At 54.8% G+C, this 22532-nt stretch carries 17 protein-coding genes and 1 pseudogene; 4 read left to right on the top strand and 14 right to left on the bottom strand.

Features of this window, described 5'->3' with window-relative positions; genetic code table 11:
• The 4 genes and pseudogenes from CKROP_RS05350 to CKROP_RS05340 form a co-directional block, all read right to left on the bottom strand.
• Complete coding sequence (locus CKROP_RS05350; RefSeq protein WP_012731720.1) at window positions 1–738, bottom strand: ABC transporter ATP-binding protein; 738 nt, start codon at window positions 736–738, stop codon at window positions 1–3.
• Window positions 729–1313, bottom strand: a pseudogene (locus CKROP_RS11105) (ATP-binding cassette domain-containing protein); the annotation flags it as partial. The pseudogene CKROP_RS11105 and the gene CKROP_RS05350, both read right to left, overlap by 10 nt.
• Window positions 1314–1743: 430 nt before the next feature.
• On the bottom strand, window positions 1744–2268 hold the full coding sequence (ahpD, locus tag CKROP_RS05345) for an alkylhydroperoxidase, AhpD family (RefSeq protein WP_012731718.1): 525 nt from the start codon (window positions 2266–2268) through the stop codon (window positions 1744–1746).
• A gap of 75 nt (window positions 2269–2343) precedes the next feature.
• Complete coding sequence (locus tag CKROP_RS05340; protein ID WP_012731717.1) at window positions 2344–2940, bottom strand: peroxiredoxin; 597 nt, start codon at window positions 2938–2940, stop codon at window positions 2344–2346.
• Between the two features lie 119 nt (window positions 2941–3059).
• Between CKROP_RS05340 and CKROP_RS05335 the strand changes: the two genes are divergently transcribed.
• Window positions 3060–4016: a hydrogen peroxide-inducible genes activator gene (locus CKROP_RS05335; RefSeq protein WP_012731716.1), complete on the top strand. Its 957-nt coding sequence runs from the start codon at window positions 3060–3062 to the stop codon at window positions 4014–4016.
• Between the two features lie 41 nt (window positions 4017–4057).
• Here CKROP_RS05335 and CKROP_RS05330 read toward each other — a convergent pair whose 3' ends face one another.
• Together CKROP_RS05330 and CKROP_RS05325 are read right to left on the bottom strand one after the other, a co-directional pair.
• On the bottom strand, window positions 4058–6610 hold the full coding sequence (locus tag CKROP_RS05330) for a DEAD/DEAH box helicase (RefSeq protein ID WP_012731715.1): 2553 nt from the start codon (window positions 6608–6610) through the stop codon (window positions 4058–4060).
• A gap of 22 nt (window positions 6611–6632) precedes the next feature.
• Complete coding sequence (locus tag CKROP_RS05325) at window positions 6633–7718, bottom strand: PAC2 family protein (RefSeq protein WP_012731714.1); 1086 nt, start codon at window positions 7716–7718, stop codon at window positions 6633–6635.
• Window positions 7719–8065: 347 nt separating this feature from the next.
• Between CKROP_RS05325 and CKROP_RS05320 the strand changes: the two genes are divergently transcribed.
• Window positions 8066–9805, top strand: a complete 1740-nt coding sequence (locus CKROP_RS05320) for a hypothetical protein (RefSeq protein ID WP_012731713.1) — start codon at window positions 8066–8068, stop codon at window positions 9803–9805.
• A gap of 52 nt (window positions 9806–9857) precedes the next feature.
• Here the strand turns inward: CKROP_RS05320 and galE are convergent, their stop codons facing one another.
• The gene (galE, locus tag CKROP_RS05315) at window positions 9858–10850 is read right to left on the bottom strand and encodes a UDP-glucose 4-epimerase GalE (RefSeq protein ID WP_012731712.1); all 993 of its coding nucleotides are present in this window, start codon (window positions 10848–10850) and stop codon (window positions 9858–9860) included.
• Window positions 10851–11485: 635 nt separating this feature from the next.
• Between galE and CKROP_RS05310 the strand changes: the two genes are divergently transcribed.
• A complete protein-coding gene (locus CKROP_RS05310) occupies window positions 11486–13927 on the top strand; it encodes a neocarzinostatin apoprotein domain-containing protein (RefSeq protein ID WP_012731711.1) in 2442 nt (813 codons plus the stop codon).
• A gap of 191 nt (window positions 13928–14118) precedes the next feature.
• Here CKROP_RS05310 and CKROP_RS05305 read toward each other — a convergent pair whose 3' ends face one another.
• Genes CKROP_RS05305 through CKROP_RS05295 form a run of 3 tightly spaced genes read right to left on the bottom strand, consistent with a single transcriptional unit; the run spans window position 14119 to window position 17176 of the window.
• Complete coding sequence (locus CKROP_RS05305; protein WP_012731710.1) at window positions 14119–14886, bottom strand: heme ABC transporter ATP-binding protein; 768 nt, start codon at window positions 14884–14886, stop codon at window positions 14119–14121.
• A gap of 38 nt (window positions 14887–14924) precedes the next feature.
• Complete coding sequence (locus CKROP_RS05300; RefSeq protein WP_012731709.1) at window positions 14925–16016, bottom strand: FecCD family ABC transporter permease; 1092 nt, start codon at window positions 16014–16016, stop codon at window positions 14925–14927.
• Window positions 16013–17176 carry a heme/hemin ABC transporter substrate-binding protein gene (locus tag CKROP_RS05295; protein ID WP_012731708.1) on the bottom strand — a complete coding sequence of 388 codons (1164 nt, stop codon included), beginning with the start codon at window positions 17174–17176 and terminating at the stop codon, window positions 16013–16015. Before CKROP_RS05295 ends, CKROP_RS05300 begins: the two co-directional genes overlap by 4 nt.
• A 273-nt stretch (window positions 17177–17449) precedes the next feature.
• On the opposite strand from CKROP_RS05295, the gene CKROP_RS05290 reads away from it, so the two are divergent.
• Complete coding sequence (locus CKROP_RS05290) at window positions 17450–18049, top strand: neocarzinostatin apoprotein domain-containing protein (protein WP_012731707.1); 600 nt, start codon at window positions 17450–17452, stop codon at window positions 18047–18049.
• 87 nt (window positions 18050–18136) lie between these two features.
• Here the strand turns inward: CKROP_RS05290 and CKROP_RS05285 are convergent, their stop codons facing one another.
• From CKROP_RS05285 to CKROP_RS05270, 4 genes are all read right to left on the bottom strand, one after another.
• A complete protein-coding gene (locus CKROP_RS05285; protein WP_012731706.1) occupies window positions 18137–18811 on the bottom strand; it encodes an iron-dependent transcriptional repressor DtxR in 675 nt (224 codons plus the stop codon).
• Between the two features lie 171 nt (window positions 18812–18982).
• Window positions 18983–19963, bottom strand: a complete 981-nt coding sequence (locus CKROP_RS05280; protein ID WP_012731705.1) for a sigma-70 family RNA polymerase sigma factor — start codon at window positions 19961–19963, stop codon at window positions 18983–18985.
• 380 nt (window positions 19964–20343) lie between these two features.
• Entirely contained in the window at window positions 20344–20820 is a 477-nt protein-coding gene (gene dtd / locus CKROP_RS05275; RefSeq protein ID WP_012731704.1) for a D-aminoacyl-tRNA deacylase, read from the bottom strand.
• A complete protein-coding gene (locus CKROP_RS05270; RefSeq protein ID WP_012731703.1) occupies window positions 20817–22418 on the bottom strand; it encodes a N5-glutamine methyltransferase family protein in 1602 nt (533 codons plus the stop codon). The genes dtd and CKROP_RS05270 overlap by 4 nt, the downstream gene beginning before the upstream one ends.
• Between the last annotated feature and the right edge of the window lie 114 nt (window positions 22419–22532).

Below are 22532 nucleotides of genomic sequence, written 5' to 3'. Positions count from 1 at the left end.
TCATACACCTCCCCGAAAAATTCGATCGGCGTGAATCAATTCCGCGGTCTGCGGAACATCTGAGCTACCAATCTCTGCTGCGGCTTGATCATCAACAATGCGACCATCGTCAAGAACGATGATGCGGTCACACATCGAGACCATAAACCTCACGTCATGACCCGTTACCGCCACTGCACATGACGATTGTTGCTGGTAGGCACTTAGAACGGTCATGGTTGTTGTCGCGCTCTCCGCGTCGAGGGCAGAGACAATTTCGTCGGCAAGGACGACAGAGGGGCGGGTTGCTAGTGCACGAGCTAAAGCAACACGTTGACGCTGACCTCCGGATAACTGTTGAGGCCGCCGATTTAAAACATCCGTCGGGAGCCCTAATGAGCCGACAAGTTCCTCACAGTCTGGCGCTTCCACTCCTGCGATCAGCGTCGCTTCCCGGATAATGGACTGAACCGTCATCAGGGGATGCAAGGTGGCATCTGGCTGTTGTGGAACAAATGCGCACCATCCACGGTGGTCAGGAGCTGTGCGTGTGCCGTCGTCTAACGGAAGACTGCCCATTATCGCTCGCAAGAGGCTGGTCTTTCCGGAGCCCGACTTGCCGACGATCCCCACTTTTTCGCCGGCGTAGAGATCGCATGAACAAGCGCGGAAACGCCCTTCGCACGTGGCGTCGTGTAAAGAAACAAGATGAGATCCAGAGAGCTCCGACGGCTGGTTGGAGGGAGAAACTACTGGCATGTGACTCCTCTAGCTGCGTTGTCCGTATGGTCGACGAGGACACCGTCATCAATGTGCAGATGTCGTGTTGCTAGAGGAACGAAGCCAGAGACGTCATGCGTCGCCATTACGATTGTTGGATGATAGGTGTCGTAAAACTCGCGCAGCATGTCCCTTATTGCTAATGAAGTGACGGGATCCAGTGCGCTGGTCACTTCATCTGCGATAAGGACGTCGGGTTGGTGGATTAATGCGAGGATAAGACAGGCCCTCTGCCGCTGGCCGCCGGATAATTCCAGGGGGTAACGGGAGCCATCCAGCCCTACGCGATCGAGCAGGGTATCTGCATGGTCGATCGCTTCTCGTCGGGATTCTCCTGGTAGAGCGTATGAAACTTGTGTCCTCACAGGGGTAAGAGGATCAAGTGACGTCGACGAATTTTGAGCACAAAAGCCAAGAGTTCCTGAGATCGAACAGTAACCAGTGGTCTGTATTCCCACGTGGTGGGGGTTGTGATGTCGCGATGAATGTACTGATGGCCGTGTACCGGCGTCGATAATTGAGTTGAGGAAGAGGCTTTTTCCGGCTCCGGATTGCCCCGAGACGACGACCTATTCCCCGGGGTTAATATGCAGCTCACTGATGTGCAATAGCGGGTGGGAAGGGTGAGGATCGGTTGAGGTAGTAGTCGATTCGGCGTTCAGCGGGGCCAGTGAGAAATCCCTGAAGACAATCGAGCCAGGAGAGTGGGGCGAACTAGGAGAGGTCGACTCCTCTGAGGAGTCTAAATCTCCAGGACTGCGACGTGTCGTGCTGAGATGCGCGGGCCGGACCACAGGCTAACGTTCTCCTCAGTACAGGGGGGCAAAGATTCGGACGTAGAAGATCTTAAATCAACCGCAAATAATTGTCGATAAAGTATCGCAAGGAGAACAAATAAGGGGTATGTAAGAAAAATCCCTGGCGTACTGGACGCCAGGGAAGAGAAACTCAGAGAGCCACACTGAACTCAAAGGGGCAAAAACTCTACCGAGCAGCCTCGATCTGAATTGCCTGCGCTACACCCTGAATGGTTGCGGCAATCTTAACGGCCTCGAAAACCTGTTCCTTGGTTAGGCCTTCACTCGTCACCGTCTTCTCGTGAGCCTTGGTGCAGTCGTGGCAACCGTTGATGGTCGACACGGCGAGAGCCATGAGCTCGAAATCAACCTTGTCGATCCCGGACTTGTTGATGATGTTCATCCGCAGACCCATGCGGACCTGGGCATAGTCGGAGCCGAGGAACGACTTCGCGCGGTACGCGACGTTATTCATGGCCATGATCGACGCTGCGCCGTAGGCGGCGTTGACATACTCATCGGAAAGGTGCTGCGATGCTTCCTCAGCGATTTCCGAGATGATAGTGTCATTCCGCGTTGCTGCAGCAGTCGCGAGGAACGTGCCCCAGAGCTGCTGCTCCGACAGCTCGGTCGAGCGCGAGAGGGTGCCCAAGTTCAGTTTGAGGTCTTTCGCGTACTCCGGGAGACCCTCTTTAAGGTTGTCAAGTGCCATTATGAACCGTCCTTAGTGATGGCGAGATAGTTTCGGTGACGACTGAGACAGTCGAATGGAGCTGGAAGCAGGTGCTTACTTCAGCTCTTCGTTGAGAACATCCATCTTGTCGATGTTCTTGGTGGGGTCATTCTTCTGCCAGTTGCAGGCGCAGACTTCCTCGGACTGAAGTGCATCGAGAACACGCAGAACCTCGTCGACGTTACGTCCAACAGCGTCCGGGGTGACGGACACGAACTGGATGACGTTGTCAGGGTCGACGATGAAGGTAGCGCGGTCTGCAACACCGTCGGCATTCTCAACACCGAGGGCCTTAATGAGGTCGTGCTTGATATCGGAAATCATCGGGAACGGAATCGTTTTCAGATCCGGGTGGGTTGCACGCCAGTTGAAGTGGGAGAACTCGTTGTCGACGGAGCCACCGAGGATCTGGGTATCGCGATCCTCGAACTCGTCATTCAGCTTGCCGAATGCTGCGATTTCGGTGGGGCATACGAAGGTGAAGTCCTTCGGGTAGAAGAAGATGACACGCCACTTGCCCTCGTAGGACTGGTTGTTGATCTCCTCGAAGTAGTCTTCGGGCTGGTTGGCGTTGACCTCGCGCAGGTCTCCGCCCTTCAGCGCGGTCAATTCGAAATCGGGGAACTGGTCACCGATGGTCAGCAATGCCATTGCTTCCTCCTACTTGAAAGTGTCATCGATTGGTTAATTATCTAACGCTATAAAGCATGGCATGATTTATCGGGTGTGTCAAGAGGTAAAACTTAAATATCTAGTGTACAGTTATAACCATGAATAATAGAGAGTATCGCCCTACAATCGCTCAACTTCGTGCCTTCGTGACCATCGCGGAGCACCGTCACTTTAGTACTTCAGCAGCGCGTTTGGGGATTTCGCAACCGTCCCTCTCGCAGGCTCTCGTTGCTCTCGAGAGCGGCCTGAACCTACAGCTTATTGAACGCTCAACACGGAAAGTCATTGTCACCTCGGCTGGACAAGCTCTCCTTCCTTACGCACGCGCAGCTTTGGATACTACCGACGATTTCGTCGCTCATGCTCGAGGAGTCAGCGATTCCCCCTCGGGTCCGATCACGATCGGAATTATCCCCACCGTCGCGCCGTATATCCTTCCGCACCTTCTTCAACTCATCAACCTCGAGATGCCGGAAGTTCAGCCGAATATCGTCGAAGAACAAACCCATCATTTAGTTGAAAGCCTGAAGCAGGGAACGATCGATGTCGCCGTGTTTGCCCTCCCATCCGGTGAGAGCGGACTAATCGAGCAGCACCTCTATGACGAAGACTTCTTCCTCGTTGTGCCAGAGGGGCATGAATTAGCTGGCAAGACAAACGTTGATCCGAAGGTGCTGGAGGACCTCAACCTTCTTCTTCTCGACGACGGCCACTGCTTACGTGATCAAGTTCTGGATCTGTGCCGCCGTACCGGCAAGGGATCAAAAGCAAACCAGGCTGTCACACGAGTCGCTAGTTTGACGACGGTTGTGCAGTGTGTGGCTGGTGGCCTGGGTTCTACATTGGTGCCTGCCTCTGCCTTGCCCGTGGAAGGACGCCAGGAAAATATCGCGATCGCGAAGTTCAAGAAAGGGTCTGTGCCCTGCCATCGCGAAATCGGACTGGCTTATCGTTCCAGTACGTCTCCAAGTAGGGGAGAGCAGTTCCAGCACATTGGCCGACAGATTACGCGGGCTTTCGAAGAAGTGTCGCGGAACGCCAATGCTCTGTCCTGATTGAGGCGTCGTAATTAGGGTGAGAGCTACTGATCCTGTAGCTAATCGCCCTCAACGATGCTGAGCCCAGAGAGCCGAACATCGCCGGCCTCATCGGACGCATCGAGATCGACGGTCCCGGTGATGGCCCAATCGTGATTCCCGTCGGGGTCGTCGATAATTTGTCGAACCGACCACGAACGCCCGTTTTCTTTGATGATGATCATGTCTGCGGAACGGGCAGATGCGTCCACGCCTAAATCAGCGAAATTGTCGAAGTAATCGTCGAGTGCTGCTGGCCAATCGGGCGTGCTTGTCAGCTCTTCGGTTGCTACGCGGTCGGTCAGTTCATCGAGTTCGTCCTCTTTCTCGAAGGCAAAGAGCTCAACAAACCGGAAAAAGACGTTCCGAACCATGCGCGTAAATGCTCGCGTATTGGCAGTGAGTGCACGTTCACTACCATCACCGAAGGCTCGTTCTTCAACTTCCTTGTCGGTGATCGGAGTATCTGGATCAGCCATACGATTCCATTCATCCAATAATGACGAGTCAACTTGGATAATGAGTTCCGATAGCCAATCAATAATGTCGTCTAACTCATCAGTGTGATACTCCGCGGGGACCGTGTTGAGCAACGTCCGCCACGCGTCGGTGAGATAACGAAGAATAACACCCTCTGACCTGGCTAAACCATAGGCTGCAATGAGATCAGAAAAGTTCATTGCACGCTCGATCATGTGGCGCACAACAGACTTGGGGGAGAGGGAGAATTCTCGCGCCCACGGGTGACCTTCGCTATATGCCTCAAACGCCTCGTCAAGCTCCTCCTTAAGAGGCATTGGCCACGTAATGTCCTCGACAATCGCCATTCGCTCGGTGTAGTCGACGCCCTCCGCTTTGAGCGCGGCAATCTCTTCGCCCCGCTCTTTCTTTTCCTGCGCCCGGAGTAGCGGCGACGGATCGTCGAGAATCGACTCCATCACGCTGATGATATCGAGCGTGAAAGTCTCGCTATCAGGATCGAGAATCTCCAAAGCGGCGACGGCGAATGGCGATAACGGTTGGTTCAACGCAAAGTCACGTTGTAATTCGTCGGTCACGTGACAATAACGACCAGTATCGTCGGGTGTGTCAGATTGCTCGATTATTCCGGCTTGCTTAAGGCCCCTGAATAAATCAATAGCCATATGAATATGCCGGTTTTGCTTCGCACGGCTTTCGTGATTACCACGCAGTAGGTGTTTCATGGCCTCAAAGCCATTCCCCGGGCGGGACAGAACGTTGAGCAACATGGAACTGGATACCGCAAATTGGCTGGTCATCTGTTCTGGCTCAGCGTTAATGAGGCGCTCATAGGTGCTTTCGGCCCATGTTGCGCGACCTTCGGGTGCTGACTTCTTCCGCAGCTTCTTAAGTTTTTTAGGATCACTCCCGGCCTTCTGCCGTGCCTGATAATTCTCAATTTCGTGTTCAGGTGCTTCGATGACGACATAACCGGCAGTATCAAAACCAGCGCGACCAGCTCGCCCGGCAATCTGGTGAAATTCCCTGGAACGCAAAACTCTGTGTCGCTGGCCATCGTATTTCGCGAGCCCACTAAAAAGCACCGTGCGGATAGGAACGTTAATACCCACACCGAGTGTGTCAGTTCCACAAATCACTGTTAGTAAGCCAGCTTGGGCAAGCTTTTCGACGAGACGACGGTATTTCGGGAGCATTCCCGCGTGATGAACACCAATGCCTTGACGGACGAGACTGGATAATTGACGCCCAAATGCCGAGGAAAAACGAAAGTCCCCGATTGTTTCGCGAATCTTTTCCTTGGTCTCTGCAGAAATTTTCACATGCCCTTTGAGAGCTTGAGCACGTTCCGCCGCTTCCCGCTGTGAGAAGTGAACAATGTAAATGGGCGCCTTATCGTCTTTAATAAGCTCCCCAATTGTCTCATGAATAGGCGTATAGACGTAAGAAAACGATAGGGGAACAGGCCGTTCAGTTCCATCAACGAGATCTGTATCCCGTTCCGTTCGGGCGCTTAAGTCTTTGCGCAGGAAAGTTGTGTCTCCCAAGGTGGCAGACATCAAAATAAACTGTGTCGATGGAAGTTCAAGAAGTGGAACTTGCCATGCCCACCCTCGCTGAGGATCGGAATAGTAATGGAACTCATCCATCACTACCTGGTCTATCTCAGCATCCGGACCATCGCGTAAAGCAATATTGGCTACGATTTCGGCAGTTGCACAAATAATCGGAGCTTTGCCATTGACAGTGGCATCTCCTGTCATCATCCCGACATTTTTCGCACCAAAGGCGTCGCACAGAGCAAAGAATTTTTCATTGACCAGCGCTTTAATTGGTGCTGTATAGAATGTTCGCCTGTTATGCGCAAGTGCGAAGAAGTGCGCATATAAGGCGACAAGTGATTTCCCAGAACCGGTGGGTGTTGCGACGATGACATTATCACCGGCTTCTGTTCCGAGGATTGCTTCTTCTTGGGCAGGGAAGAGGGTAATTCCTCGGGAGCGAACCCAGCTTCGAAATGAATCAGATATTGCTTCGTCGTATAAGGATTCGGGGACGTCAGCAAGGTCGGGAAGGTAACTAGCTAGGTTCACGGCTTTATCCTAATAGTCTCGTTTAGTCTTCGTCTGAGTCATCGCCTCCATCGGAGTGTGGCCGACGGTCGCCACTGTTGTCGTCATCGTCATCAGAACGCGGACTATCCGACTCGTCCCACGACTCGGCACCAATATCCTCGACACCGTCATCCCCAGTACCGATATCCTGAGTATCTTTATCGCGGTTCACCTGCGCGAGGAACTTTTCTAGTTCTGCGCCGATTTCATCCCCAGTGGGCACTTCACCATCAGAGCTGAGTAGTCCGCGGTCATGACGCTCCCTATACCGTGCGGTTTCTTGGTCATACTGGGCTTCGAGAGCATGGACGACGGCAGCTATCTCACCCGACTCCTCAACCTGCTCTTCGAGTTCGCGCTCAACTTTTTCTGACTCCCGCTCCAACGCTTGCAAGGGAATAGAAACACCTGCTGTTTCTTCCACAGCTCGGAGCAGTTTGACCACCGCGGAGGGATATTCCGAGGCGGCAATGTAGTGCGGAACATGAGCCGTAAACCCTGCCGTCTCGATACCTTCTTTGGCCATTTTCATTTCGAGCTCGAGCTGAGCAGACCCCGGTACGGTAATACGCCCGTCAAAGCGGGGATACCGGAGCGGATCCGATTTGTACGAGCCGTGTTGGGTCACGATAAGAGGGCGGGTATGGGGAACCGGCATCGGAGCGGAATAAAGGCTCACCGCTTTTGTCACCTTAAAACGTTTAGATAGGTCGGTGACGGCCTCAGTAAACGCACTCCACCGTAAATCGGGTTCCGGCCCGGATAAAAGAAGGAACGGAATTCCTGCATTATCACGCACAACGTCTAAAGAGAGTTCTGTCTTTTCGGCAGGCGCTAACTCATTGTCGACGATATGTACGGCAGGCCGCCGTGAGCGATAATCAATAAGGAGATCGTTATTAAATGTCGCTAATGGTGCATGTTCCAAGGCTGCTTTGATGTGCGACCCTGCGTTATCAATAGCTTGGCCAGCGTCAGCGTAGCCCTGGAGCGCTACGACGAGCGATAGGCCGTTACTAGCGTCGGATTGTGTTTCCGGCTCAGGATATTCAAGCTCGTACATCGTTTCGTCATTATCCATTGTCATTATTAGTCCTCGATATCATTTGTTGATTTCGTCGTTTAATTGGTCGTTATTTAAAAGGATCGATATTAACGCGACACTACCCACAACACCATGATAAGTAGTGGTATTCCACGAATTTAGCCCCGTCGTGCCTGTTTCCGTGTACCTCCACGTACCGCCACGATCACCCCGTATCGACACTAGTTCACAATAATAGTGATGGGCACGGTATCTTCCAGTGCTCTGTGTGAGGTCGCGACCGGTGGTGCTCTACCAGTTATCCACAGGGTAATAGTTATCCACAGCGTGCGCAGTTTTGCCCTCGTCTCGGCGGTGATGGTGCGACATTAATTGCCAAACTAGCGGCCATGACAGATTGCCATTCCTCGTGTAGCGCCGGTACGTCCGACGTGTTTTCCATTTTTGCCCGTCCCCGCCCATCCTCTGACACCGTCGGCGCGGTTCTAGGAGCGTTGCCACGGATCCTCGGAGAGAACTCAACCAATAAAAACCTGATCCTGATCGGTGACTCCTGCTGCGAAAACTGTGGTGGTCCCAAGACATCCACTGGTCAGGCGGAACGTCCATCAGAACGAATGTCTAGCGGAGTGTGTGTACTCGCCACTCCAGTTGATAACGCAGATAGCTTCGACCGTGCGCTCGGCTCTCTTGACATCCCTCTCTCGTCAGCATGTTGGTTAATTATCGACGAACCTGGAGCTGTCGATCTTGTGGCGTCGATGATGAAGGGTGCCCAAACCGGGATGCACTACGACGATCATCGACGACGGGCGACGACCGCGGGAGCAGCGAACCTCGAGCTGCCCGGCGCGACATTCACATCTGCCCACGTCACAAAGCACGTCGGCGACAATGGTCTTAGCGCGACGGTGACTATCGATGATCACACTGAAAACGGATCTGCGGACACGCTCCGAGCCATCAACACGATTATGTCGACTTTGTGGGCGAAAGGCATCGAGGTCACAGCAGTCGTTGGCGTTGACACGCTCCGGGCAGGACAGCCATTTGCCGTCATGTCTTTCGACGCAGGTGGCCATTTCGACACTGGAAGCGTCGGCCATGGCGAAGCTTTGAAAAGCTGGTTCTCTGACCTCCGTGCTAGTACGGATTCGTCGTTACCGAACAGCGACGCGGCCAGCATTTTTGACGCCGACGAATCGGTGCTGCCTTTTCCGCCCGAGGCGGGTAATGAAATTGCTGAAGAGGCGCAGCTCAGCGATATCTACATTCGCGAGTTCATTAGTCATTTCACCGATGATGCCGACGTCGACTGCGATCTGAACATGGATAGTGAACCTCCCAGGGGCGAATACACCGTTTGTCCATGGGAGACCGCAAGTCGTTTCAACACGGCTTTCGGTAGCGACGAGCGTCTAGACAGTAGTGCGCTGATGTCACTGCGCCTTGATAGCTTTCGAGATTTCATCACGCTCACCGGCGAGATAGCCGACGACATTGCTGCCAGTGCATCATCAGAAGGACAACAACCCGACTTTAGTGATCCCGTTGTGGCTCAACGTTGGATTCGAGCTCTCAATACTGGCAGTTTGCGAGACATCAGCCATGGTCTTCGCTATTCGCCACTACGCCACACCCTTCGTGATGTTTTCTTGAGTGCAGCCCAAGCCTTCCCATCCCAGTCGCGTTCATTTGCCCTGTGTATGTGGGGGATCATGGATCGGAATGAACATGAATCCTTGGCAGGACTTGCTTATCGTCGTGCTTTACAGGAACAGAAATTCGACGAGGGAGCGTCGTTGCCTTATTCGCTCCTCGCTCTTCATCGTGGGCAGAAAACCGATTCTGGTATCGCGCTGTTGACCGCGTTGAGCGTCGAATCGCTTGATGATCTCGTGACCACCATCGACGCCCTCGACGCTCAAGGTGTCGATGTCACGAGTGAACGAAAAGTGATAAGCACGCTCCTCGGAGCGACTGATTTCGACGCCATCATCGACGAATTCCGTAAGTTCCGCTTCGAGCCGTGGGCATCAACACTGTCCGAGGGCGTACAAGCAGCTCGGCGCTTACAGCGGTGGGGGCACGGTCCCGCCGAAGACAATGCAAAGGCTAGACGAGAGTGACGCGGCCGCATGGCGTGCGCGTTATGTATGGCGTCGTCTAGCTGCCTGCTCTCTATGACGTCGCCTTGGGCAAAGAATGTGCACGATCTCCGAGCGATTGAGCGAAGTCCCACGCTGTAGACACAATTGTCTCGAGGTCTGTGTGCGTCGGGTTCCACCCGAGTTCGTGACGAGCCTTGTCGCTGGACGCAATAAGAATCGCGGGGTCACCGGCTCGTCGGGGAGCAATATCCGCCGGGATCGGATGGCCAGTCACTTTTCGACACATCTCGATGACTTCACGGACCGAATACCCGTCGCCGGACCCGAGATTGTACATCCTGTGCTGACCGGGCTTGTTGGTTTCAAGCGCCAGGAGGTGAGCGTCGGCAAGATCCTTGACGTGAATATAGTCCCGGACGCACGTGCCATCCTTCGTCGGCCAGTCGTCGCCAAAAATCTTCACTCCATCGCGGTGGCCTAGAGCTACTTGAAGAATGATGGGAATGATGTGGGTTTCGACGGGGCGGTTTTCGCCTTGACCGTGGTAGGCCCCGGCGACATTGAAGTAGCGCAGCGATGTTGCTCTCAAGCCGAAGGCGTGGGCGTACGACGTGATCATGTGATCGATAGCGAGCTTCGTCGCACCATACGGGTTCGTCGGCCGCGTGGGGAACTCTTCAGTAATGGGAACTGTCTCCGGCTCTCCATATGTGGCCGCGGTGGACGAGAAAACCAAGTTGTTTACATGCGAATGGCGCATCGCGTCCAGGAGCGTCAATGTGGTCACAACATTGTGGTGCCAATAATCTTGAGGCCTCTCAACAGATTCGCCGACGAGCGAGCGGGCGGCGAAATGTGCAACGCCGTCAAACTTTTCGTCAGCGAGGACATCTGCGGCGACATCGCGGACATCTCCACGGACAAAGTTTGCGCCCTCGGGAATAAGGTCGGTGTTTCCCGTCGTGAGATCGTCGATAACGGTGACGGAATGGCCCTGTTCAAGCAGCACTTTGGCGACGGTGCCGCCAACGTATCCTGCGCCGCCTGTTACGAGAATCTTCATACTGTTTTTCACCTTTCGTACGTGGTGGTTACTCTCGGCCTGTTGATTTGTATCTACGGGACACCCAGGTTCGCGCGACGTGCCACTGGTCAGGTCCATGCGTGCATTCACTGCAGGGGAACGGGGCCAATCGCCGTCGTCGGGTGCCGTGTGGTGTGGGTTCTCAGTCTAGCCCTCGTATGAATGGCACATGCTTCCGACAAACTGAGAAGTCGCTGATGTTACTCACAACACGAGGAGTACAACTCTTTAAACACTTACCCCCTAAAAAGGCTGAGAAAGGGGCGCGAAAACTAGCCTTTTACGCCACATTGTTAACACGTGCCCCACTAATCGCGTGGTTAAGTGATCATTTTCATTTCCGCCCGATCGAGTGCGAAATAATGGGGAGGCACAGGGCAGAAAAATATTGACTTAGCAGCAAGTAAGCTTTACCTTCATATCAGGATAGATGCGTAACCTTGGCTGTCATTTGCATGACTGAGCATGGGAAGTGATAGCCATGGAACGCTACCTCTTGATGCACCAGCGTTCCTTAACGACGCCCGCCCTTACACCGGATCGGTTAACGGGACATCGTCGTGATCGCAGCGCCGGGCGAGTTCGAAATGCTCCCTCGATTACCTGGAGAGTTCATGCTTCCCACCGGAGATCACTCCGAGACCCACACACCCAGTGGCTCACGCAACACGAGTAAGAAAACGCATGGTCGTACCGCGGCTCGTGCCCTCGTTGCTTCCTTGTCAACGGTGTCTCTCATTGGGATAGGATCAGCTGCTGCCCCTGCTGCGTCGGCAGTTGATTTGTCTTCGTTGAGCGACGCGATCAATGACTTGGGATTCCCGGGATCGCCTGATCTTGGCCGATTTCTCAATAGTGGTGGGGGAGATGAACAATCCCAAGCACCGACACTGACTTTGGATAAAGATAAAGACATCAGTGGTGGGGACACCCTCAAAGCGACGGGTAAGGGCTACAAGCCTGGTGAATCTATTTACGTCACTCAGACAATTGAAAAGCCTGCGTCCGGATATCCAAAGACTTATGGCAAAGCGGTCAAGGTAAAAGCCGATGACCAGGGTAATTTCACGACTGACTTGACCGTCGATACCAAGTTTAGGGACGTCGATTGCACCACAACCCAGTGCTATGTTGCGTCATTCACCGCATTCCCGAAGCTCTTTGACCGCTCCCAAGACGCGTGGACACCCATTAGTTTCCGTAACGGAAGCCCGGTCACTGTTGACACCGAGGGAGGCCACTATGGAGATGGCGGCAGCGACAACAACAACTCTGGCCAGGATAATGGCGGCAATTCGCAGCACAACTCCGGCTCCCTGGGCAGCACATCAAGCAGTGGAGCAACTGTCACAGTAAATAAAACCACTGATCTCAATCCGAGCGGAGATACTGTTCGGGTTGAAGGTAAAGGGTTTAAAACGGATGGGCCTGGCATTTATGTAGGTATCGCCCAGGATGACCAGTTCAGCACCACTAATCCTGACGCCTTCGGCCCCGATACGAAGTGGGTCTCGAAGAGCAAGGGAAATCTGAACGAAGATGGTTCGTTCTCCATCGAGTTGCCCGTCAGCTCGACCTTCGGTAGCGCGAACTGTAAAGACAACCACTGCTCGATCTTTACACTTGCTGCACACGGATCTTCTGATAGGAGCCAGGACACAGCAACGCCTGTCTCCTTCAAAGGTGGAGTAGCCAAGAAGGAAGACGGAGCTGTGACGCCCCCCGCTACCTCCGGCGACGGGGCAGGATCGGGCGGAAATGACAACGGCCAGGCCGCTCCCGCAGCGAACCCGGGTGGAAACGGCCAGCCCAGCAACGGAAACTCGGGCTCTGCTGCTCCTCAGGGAGGAGCGCCTGCCCAGCCAGCACCGGCACCTACCGGGGCACATTCCTCGAGTGGTGCGGTAGTCACCTTGTCGAAGACTCAGAACCTTAACCCGAGTGGGGACACGATCCGGGTTAGCGGTCAAGGGTTCAAGACTAGCGGCAATGGCGTCTATGTCGGGATTGCGCAGCAGGACCAATTCAGTACGACCAATGCTGATGTCTTCGGTCCAGGCACGGTGTGGGTCTCCAACCAAAAAGGCAACCTCAATGCTGATGGATCATTCTCTGTTGATCTTCCCGTGTCAGCCACATTCGGAAGCGCGAATTGCCTGACCAACGCGTGCGCGGTGTACACCTTTGCCGCACATGGGTCGAGCGACCGTAGCCAAGACACGGCCACGCCGGTTAGCTTTGCGGGTGGAGTTGCTGCATCCAGCGCACAGCAAGCAGCACAGTCGGTTGCCTCGGGTGTAAGCCGGAGCGGTGGCTCGGGTTCAGGCAGCTCGAGTGGTGGATATGGCCTCAGCCAAGCCTCTGGTGCCAGCGGCACGTCTGGTCAATCACGTAGCGGAGCGCGAGTTTCGGTATCGCGAACCACTATTTCGCCAACCGGAAAAACTCCTGTCACAGTGACCGGCCAAGGCTTCAAGACTGGCGGCAACGGCGTTTATGTTGGGGTAGCCGAGAAGTCGAAGTTCTCCTTCACGGATGCCTCTGTCTTCGGAGCGACCAACTGGGTGCGGCCACAGCAAATTTCGTCAAACGGGTCTTTTAGCACCACACTGAACATCGAGCCCATCTTTGATGGTGGTAACTGCATTAAGAACCAGTGCGCTATCTTCACCTTTGCAGCACACGGTTCGACGGACCGCAGCCAAGACACGGTGACAGACATTACGGTTACCGGTACTCAGCAGGAAAAAGAGTCCGCGGTGAAGGCGGCCGAGAAGAAGGCTGAGGAAAAGAAGAAGGCAGAAGAAGCGCGGAAGAAAGCCCGCGAAGCCAAGAAGAAGAACAAGAACTCTAAAGGTTCTAAAGATTCCGACGGTAACCAAGCCATCGACTCCGAGAACACGAGCTCAGATCACGGATGGCTTTACGGAATTATCATTGGCATTCTTGGCACACTAGCCATCGTGTTTGCTGCGCTATTCGGCATCGAAAAGCGGAGGAATTCCGCAGCCCAGCAGCTGAAGTCGTCCAATGATGACAGTGCAGACAACGAATAGCTAAACCGCCGTCCATGGGATCATCCCATGGATAGCAGGAGCTTGTGACTTAGCCCCATTTCATGGTTTGTACCGTGAGGTGGGGCTCAGTTATAACAGCCAGCGCCAGCCACGTCGCAACAAAGGGGCTCCCAGCACTCAGGAGCCGTGCCAAACAACGACCGTGCGCGATGGTTGGGGGGGGGAGAAACTTATTGTGTCTTTCTCAGCGGGACAACAATTGGGGAGTCATCCGGCCCGCGAAAAACTTGCATCGGACAGCCGTAAATGTTGCTCAGTAACTCGGGCTGTAATACCTCATCGGGATTCCCGGACACAGCAACCCGGCCGTGGTCAAGCACAATGATTCGGTCACTCCACGCTGCAGCGAGAGACAAATCGTGAAGAACGATCCCCACTGCGGCACCGTTCTTAGCCCGGTGTCGGCAAATCTTCATCACATCTTCTTGATGACGAATATCCAGCGCAGCCGTCGGTTCATCAAGGAGGATTAACGGAGTGTTTTGAGTAAGAACTCGAGCCAAAGATACTCGAGCTTTCTCACCACCAGAGAGATGATGAAACTCGCGGGAAAGAAACTCGCGAACGGCCGTCTCTTCGATCGCGGTATCCATTGCCTCAGCTGCCTCGTCGGCAGTCTCGGTTTTGGCCCAGGGCGCACGCCCCATCGCAATGGTCTCGCCGGCGGTAAAGGAAAAACCGACGGTGTTCGATTGCGTCAATACCGACCGCAGTCGGGCTAAATCAGGCGCAGATGTCGTCGATACGTTGCGGTCTTCTATCCGGACTGTTCCTGAATCAGGAGTGAGGTCGCCTGCAGCTACGCCCAATAAAGTTGATTTACCAGCACCATTCGGTCCGACGATGGCGACAACTTCTCCCTGGCCAATCGATACATTAACTGCATCAAGAACGACGCGTGAACCTCGGCGTAAGGACACTGAGTCAAGAGATAGCATGGACAACCTTCCTAACGGATTGTTCTTTGTCGCAGACGTTAGCGCCATGCACCAGAGTGGCCACGAGAACGTCGGAGTAGGTAGAAGAACACGGGACCACCAATAAGCGCTGTCAGCATCCCTAGAGGGAGGTCAGCGCCGCGAATAGCCGTCCGGGCGACGACGTCGGCAATGGTTAGTGTTAGCGCACCGCCTAACGCCGAAGCCGGTATAAGAATGCGGTGGCCGGGCCCGACGATGAGCCGGAGAGCGTGGGGGACAACAAGTCCCACAAATGAAATGATGCCGGTGAAGGCCACACCTACCGCAACGAGCAGGGAGACAATAACGACGATTGAGGCGCGAAGACGCTCAACATTGACACCTAGGTGGTGAGCCTGACTCTCACCCAAGGAGAGAAGATCAAGTGGTTTAGCCAAAGTCCAGGCCAGAAGACTGACCGGAATAGTGACGATGCAGATTATCCCTGCTGCTGTCCACGATGAGCCAGCAATAGACCCCATTTGCCAAAACACGATCTGATCGCGAGCTGCGTTATCGGCAATGAAGGTAAGGAACGCTATAATACCGCCGGCCATGGCATTGGTGGCGACACCTGTCAGAATGAGAGTGACAACTTCGCTTCGGCCGTTTCGTCGGGACGCGAAATATATGAACGCGGTGGTACACAGGCCCGCAATGAAAGCCGCGAGCGTGACCATCCACGGGCCGAGCCCCTGATGAGCGGAGGTTGTCGATGCCCCCAGAGCGATGGCTGCGGAGGCCCCGACGGCTGCCCCAGAGGACACACCGATGATGCCCGGCTCAGCCAGTGGGTTTGAAAACACGCCTTGCAGAAGAACGCCTGATACTCCTAGGCCTGCGCCTACGATGGCTCCCACGACGATTCGCGGGAAGCGGACGTACCATAAGGCGGCTTCGGCATTAGCGTGATCGGGGCCGTCTAACCAGGATACTCTCATGGAGTGGAGCAACGATCCCAACACTTGAGTGGGGGTCGTCTCCACTTGTCCGGCGGTGGCTGACCACACCAGGCTGATGGCGAGGAGAGCGATGATCGTCGGGAAGAAAATCACCGTCGCTACAACTCGCGTTTGATGGAACGACTGTGTGCGTGAGCGTTTCATCATGACCGACGCTCCAGGGCTTCAGGCGTAGCGTTTGAGGACGGCGCAGCTGACGATGGCGACTTCGAGTCGCCATACAGGGCCTGAGCCATTGCCGTGATCACGTTGCCCGCGTCGGGGCCGAACGATAACAGGTGAGAGTCGGGGACAGTCAGCACGCTGTTATGGGCCCCGGCTGGAGTCTGATCAAAACCAGGGAGCTTATGGAGGCCGTCCAAGCCTCCAATGGACTCAAGCCCTTCCTTCATCACAATGATCGTATCGGGAGCAGCCTTGACCAATGCTTCTGATGTCAGGTTAGTAAAGGCCTTATCTAGCCCGAGGCCCTCACCGGCATCGACACCACCGAGGGATTTAATGAGGTCAGGTGCCCCCGACTTCGGACCGGCGATCATCGAAACGTTCGTCCCACGCAGGTACAGCATGATCATGCGACGATGATCAGACTCTGCCTCGGCAGCTTTGCTTGCAGACTCAATACCTTCCCGCACCTTTTGCGCTGCTTGGTTGCCAGCATCCTCGTCACCTAAGGCGCGTCCGATCTCCTTCATAAGGTTGTCCGCGTTATCAAGGTTCCTGTCTCGATCAGTACGCACAACGGTGATCCCGGACTTTTCCAACTGACGGAAAACGGATTGCGGCCCAATTGTTCCGTCGGTGAAAATGACGTCGGGATTGAGATCAAGAACGGCCTCCGCATTAATAGAGTGCCCACCCGGCGTTACCAAAGGCAGCTTCTGAGCCGACGGAAAATCAGTGGAGATATCTCTCCCGACGAGTTTATCGCCCATGCCCATGGACCACAGAGATGCTGCCATAGCCCCGGATCGGTCAAGCCCGAGAATGCGATCAGCCTTTTTCACCGTGACTTTCTTGCCTTGCGACGTCGTTTCCGCAGGAAGATTCGGCTTAATCTGGGCAAGGATTTGGGGATCACCAGTGTTCAATGACGCATTGACGAGCCCTTCCGCATGGACCGGGTGAGCCGAACTATCCGACTGACTAGACGACGATTCTCCGTCGCGTGACGGGACGTCGCACGCGGTGGTGGTTAAACCAATGACGAGCATGGCGCCCACGAGCATGGTTAGGGGTTTGAAGGGGCGATAACCGGCCTTAGAAGTACGGGCCGATAAGAAACCTGAGGGGTAATGCAAGGTCACAGCTTTCACGGGCAACGATCAGTACAGCGATCGTGGAAGAGTCGAACTACAGACAAAACTGGAAGCCTGGGCCTCCAAGTAGAGGCTTTAGCTTACCTATAGGTGGGGTAGAGGAAAAGGCCACACCACCCTTATGCAGTGAGGAGGTGTTGACGTGTGCGTTAAGATGCACAGATGGTAGCCAAGTTATTTGTCTTAGCCGACGATTATACTTTTCTTGTATAAGGTTAACCACGGTACGACTTTACGAACCCTACGAGGGAGCCCTCCGCGATGAAACACAACACTCATTCCACTCGACCGGCACGAACGATGGGTATGCGGGCCGGTGCACTCGTCGTCACTTTGGGGTGTGCGCTCGGAGTGGCTGCGTGCTCCAATGATAACGACTCGAATAACTCGTCATCTGGTGCAGCGTCTGCCGCCAAGTCGAGTGGTCAGTCCGCCAAAGCTAGCGACACTGATGACAGTGCAAGCACAGAAGTCACCGGAACTGATGACATCGTCGTTATGAAAGTGTCGCAAGCAAAGGATCTGCGGGACGGGCAGCAAGTCACGGTAGATGTCAAGGACGCGGACCCGGACATGGGGTATTACCTCGCCCTGTGTGCGAAAGAGCAAACCGGAGATGTTCCCGATTGTCTGGGGGCTCACGGGGATCCGAATGCACAAAAGTGGATTTCTAATGAAAATGAGGACGGAGCCATTCCGGACGATGGCTCGTTCAGTGAAGAGATCACCGTCAACCAGAAGAATGTCAGTACTGGTGGAGAAGAGATCGACTGTAAAACCCAAGAGTGTGTCATCAAGCTATTCGGTGACCATAGCAATGGGTTCGTCGATGTTGCGGATATTCCGGTCACTTTCCAGTGATGGATATGTGAGTTTTCACCGAAAATATGAAAGTAGGGTGGGGGCGCTCGATGGCGCACCACCCTACTCGGTTTCTACTTCTGCTTTTTACTCGACGACGATAGCGTGGGCCAAGCTGACAGGAATGGCCACTGTTTCATCACCAACCGAGACCGTGGCATTACGGTCATTGACGACCGCGTGAATCTTCTTACCAGGAACAATTCCGGCGTTCCGTAGATTTGCCATCACAGCGGAATCGGACTGAAGTACTTCGTTAAACATGAGGATCTTCGCAGTGACGAGTTCATTGCGAGCAAGATCCGTGAGTCGCTTACCTTCCATCTGCGGTTCACTGCCATTGACACCTAGCTGCGGAAGTCCCGGAATCGGGGTGCCGAAGGGGCTGTGGGTCGGTGCATCGAGGACATCGTAAAGACGACGCTCAACGTCGTCGCTCATCACGTGTTCCCAACGACAGGCTTCTTCGTGCACTTTCTCTTTGGGAAGCTTGAGGGTAGTAGACAGTAAACACTCTGCTAAGCGGTGTTTACGCATAACCGCGATCGCAACCTGGCGGCCGGCGTCGGTGAGTTCAAGGTGGCGGTCTTCCGCTACGCGAAGCAGCCCATCACGTTCCATGCGAGCTACCGTTTGGCTGACCGTGGGGCCTGATTGTTCCAAGCGCTCCGCGATGCGTGCGCGCAGGGGAGTGATACCTTCTTCATCCAACTCATAAATAGTCCGGAGATACATCTCGGTGGTATCGACGAGATCCTTCATGATGGACGCCTTTCTCAAGTAGTTCGATAAATAAGACGACGGTACTAGTTTTTACTTTACCCTTAACATAAGAGCCCCGGGAAATATTTCCCCGGGGCGTTTTTACCCACTTTCGCTGACAATAAATGTGGGTAGGCTAAAAGCCAGAATGCGAGATAAGCATCTCAGCACTTAAGCGTAAGACCGCAACTTATCCGCACGCTCTCCTTTTCGGAGCTTCGCCATGACCTCACGTTCAATTTGGCGGACCCGCTCACGAGAGAGCCCAAACTCGCGACCAATCTGGTCAAGAGTCCGGGGGACACCGTCGTCGAGACCAAAGCGGAGACGAATGACGTCTTGCTCCCTCTTCTCTAAGGTGGCCAAAACGGTTCTAATGTCGGAGTGGCGGAGAGACGCTACAACGGCTTCTTCCGCATCAGTTGCTTCGGAGTCCTCAATGAAGTCTCCCAGTGGAGCCTCTTCATCCGTTCCTACCGGCATGTCCAAGCTCACCGGGTCGCGGGACTGCTTCAGAAGAAGATCGATCTTTGATTCGTCGATACCAGACTCTTCCGCGAGCTCCTCATTGGTAGCTTCCCGGCCCAAGTGCTGGTACATCTCACGCTTAATGCGGGAGAGCTTGTTGACTTGCTCGACGAGGTGGACGGGAAGGCGAATCGTTCGGGACTGGTCGGCCATCCCGCGCGTAATGGCTTGTCGAATCCACCATGTCGCGTACGTCGAAAACTTAAAGCCCTTGGTGTAGTCGAACTTTTCGACAGCGCGAATAAGACCTAAATTTCCCTCCTGAATGAGGTCGAGGAGGGGCATCCCGCGGCCCGTGTAGCGCTTCGCTAATGAGACGACGAGTCGGAGATTGGCCTCCAAAAGGTGAGCTCGCGCAGCGCGCCCGTCTTTAGCTACAGCCTTGAGATCCCGCTTTTTCGACGGAGTGAACTGTTCGTCAGATTCAAGGAGATGTTGTGCGTAGAGGCCAGCTTCAATCCGTTGCGAAAGCTCAACTTCGTCTTCCGCGTTAAGAAGTGCGGTACGGCCAATTCCGTTGAGGTAAACCCGAACTAAATCAGCTGAAGGATTTTCATTGTTGTTGGCCCGCCGGCCAGGATCACCATTAACTTCGGTTGTCGTACTGACGTGCGCTTCGTCCATGTGCTGGCTCCTTAACTGCGCTCGGTGTCGCGATAGCGGTGCAATGTGACGGCCGGTTGGGGCAGGGTGGCGATGTGGACGTTTGTCGTCGAACGCCACCTGATTAACGTCCCTACAGAATGTCGAGCTGTCACGATCGCATTCAGTTAGTCCAACGCATGGGTCGGTGAAAAGGTTCCATAAGCAGTTTTCCGCGTGGCTCTGGGTCGCCGTTGGAGGTGGATAGGCATCATGTGTGGCGGGGTTTGAAGTCACATGAGTGTGATTCACGTCCGCAAAAGTGCTGGTAAAGGCCCTATATGCCAGAATTGACTCCCTCGCTCCCACCTACCCCTATTCGGGGTTGACTGCGTGACTGAGCTTTCACGGCGATTAACCGACTACGAGCGATCTCCACTCGGAATATCGACGAGGACGGTGAACGGTCCATCGTTGACCGACTCCACGGCCATATAGGCGCCGAACACTCCCGTATCGACGCTAAGCCCACGGTCGCGAAGCTCCTCTACGCATGCGTTGAAGATGGGTTCAGCCTCAGCCGGTTTCGCCGCGGCAGACCACGACGGGCGTCGGCCATGGGAAGTATCACCCATCAATGTGAACTGTGACACAACAAGCATGGGCGCATCGACGTCGAGCGCAGAGACCTCAGTAGGGCGCCCGTCAGCCGTCGAACCCTCAAAGATCCGAAGCCGAGCCAGCTTTTCTGCCATAGCCCGGGCTGTGGCAGAAGTATCTCCGGTGGCTACCCCAATGAGAACAAGGAGTCCTCCGACATCCGAGTCCGGGATGGATCCAACCACTGAATCATCAACAACAACGGACGCGGAACGAACACGCGTGACTACGGCTTTCATTCAAGATCTCCAGGTATAACAAGCCCGTGGCGAATGGCGTCGACAAGTATGGGAAGAAATTGGTCGGCCAGGTTCTGGGCTTCTGTAGTAGGGGTGACGAGTTCGGCGATCTCGCACACATCGCGCGCCGACAATCCATTCGGGTCTAAACCGCGAAGGATACGCAGGACGTCGTTGTCGATCTCGTGGGAGAAACGTGGTCCGTCGGTCCGCGTGACTCGTGTGACGACGTCGGTAAAGGTGGAGTCTGCCTCCGGCTCGGCGAGGGAAACCTTCTCCAGGGCTAGGCCGGGCCTGACACTAAACCGACTGTCCAGGATCTCGTCGGGAGTATGTGCATCAAGCCAAGCGCAGTGTCGGAAATATTCCTCAATCTCCGGGCCGAGAGGGTCAGTGTACGGCTGAGTGAATTCCTCACACACAACCTCAGAATTTTTCTCAGGATCAATCGGAGTCAGCGCGATAAAACCAATGCCGATTCCTGTCACGCCGGCCTGATCCATATAGTCAATCCACGCCTCTGACTGCGATCGGCCGCGCTCACTGCGGGGATCGAGAGACTCATCCTTGATCCACGTGCCCACATAATGCAAGGGGTCGACGCAATCACGCTCCAACACCCATGCACGATAACCATGGTCCGGGATCCACGACGCAACCCGCGCTTGCCAGGCCTGATCATCTGAGTGAATCCACGCGCCCAACACGCATGCCTGGCCATGAGCGGCCAGGTGCTCCGGAATACCGCGAACGAGCTTAGCAGTGGCGCCATCGAGCTCCATTCCAGAATCGCGATACACGTGGCGCAACGTCGGTGGACCCACCACAAAAGGCGGATTCGCGATGATGCGATCGAATGTCTGATTGCGGACGGGGTCGAACCACGAGCCCTGTTTGAACTCCACTTTCGTGCGTGACTCGGCGGTCGACACAACGTCGGCCGCAGCGCACGTAGCTTCAGCGAAGAGGAGCGCGCGCGGGCTGACGTCCGTGGCCGTCACCGAGTCGGCTCGTCCCCACTGGCCCATAATTTGGACACCGGATCCGGTCCCTAAATCTAAAACTGAGCCGACGCGGGACGTACCCGTTGCCTGAAGAAGTGACCGCGACGCAGCACCCACGCCTACGACATGGTCGGGACCGGCCGAATGATCAACCATCGAGGCGTCAGCATCGCTAAAAACGAGGAAGTCAGAGCTTTCCGACGGGCCGACGTGCAGTGGGCGGATATCAATTGCAATGCGAAAACGCTCTGGATCTGTATCTGGCTCGCCGACGATAACGCCGGCGGAGAGAGCGTCGGTGAAGAAATTGTCGCCGAAAGTGTCGACGAACATGTCGCGCGGTTGTGGCTCGCGAAGAATGAGTAACCGAACCGCGCGCGCGAGGCGGCAATCATGCTCACTCGAGGCTTGGTGCTCAAAGCGATGGCAGGCGAAAGAAACAGCGGCGGGTTCGTGCCGATCCAAGGCCGCTAGGCCGTCATCGCCGAGGACACGGTGTAAGCCCGACGACGAATAACCGAGTTCTTTCAGGCGTTTCGCGAGGGATGCGGCGTAGCGCGGCAGCTCGGAGATATCAGGTAGCGTGCTCACCATTGTGGCCTGTTCTCCAACCTTTCATCAGAACGTGAAGCACCTCAAGCACATGAAGCTTACGGTGCGAGCGGATTACATACGGGCACATAAAGTGCGGGCAGATGGCTAAAAACT

Source organism: Corynebacterium kroppenstedtii DSM 44385 (assembly GCF_000023145.1).
In the GTDB taxonomy this organism is placed as follows: domain Bacteria; phylum Actinomycetota; class Actinomycetes; order Mycobacteriales; family Mycobacteriaceae; genus Corynebacterium; species Corynebacterium kroppenstedtii.
Note: the sequence above shows the minus strand (reverse complement) of the source record. Positions and strands in the feature narration are given on the sequence as shown.